Genomic DNA, 618 nt, shown 5'->3' on the forward strand with positions numbered 1-618 from the left:
CTCATCAAACAACATAAGTTTAGCAGCTCTTCGATCTATAGGAGATGATTTACCTGGCACACGAAAAGAAATACGAGCAATCTCTAACATTATTGACGGACACTATTTTTTTGGTAAAGAAGCTGATGAAGCTAATTTCAAAAAAAATGCAAGTAAGTATAAAATTTTACACCTTGCCTTGCACGGAGAGGTCGATAATGAAAATCCAGAAAAATCTAAACTCTATTTCACAAAAGGTAAAGATACTATAGAAGACAACCTACTCTACAGCCATGAGCTTTTTGCTCTAGATATCCCTGCAGAACTTACTGTATTAAGTGCCTGTAACACAGGAACCGGAAAAATTGCCAAAGGTGAAGGAATTATGAGTCTGGGTAACGCTTTTCAGTATGCAGGAACAAAAAGTTTATTACTAAGCCATTGGGAAGTACATGACGAAAGTGCTCCAGAACTGATGCAGTATTTCTATAAGAACTTAAATGATGGTATGAATAAAGCAATGGCACTACAACAAGCAAAAATACAATACATCGCCACTGCAGATTTTTACAGAACAGCTCCTTTTTATTGGGGAGGATTTTACCTAGTAGGCGATTCGACTCCAATTGATTTTGGTAC

The 618-nt window shown here is 36.7% G+C and carries 1 protein-coding gene; it reads left to right on the plus strand.

What is annotated here, in order from left to right:
- The coding region (locus tag DZ60_RS23825; RefSeq protein WP_034230541.1) for a CHAT domain-containing protein at positions 1-618 on the plus strand (618 nt) is incomplete at both ends.

This window comes from Aquimarina pacifica (assembly GCF_000520955.1).
GTDB classification, from domain to species: Bacteria; Bacteroidota; Bacteroidia; order Flavobacteriales; family Flavobacteriaceae; genus Aquimarina; species Aquimarina pacifica.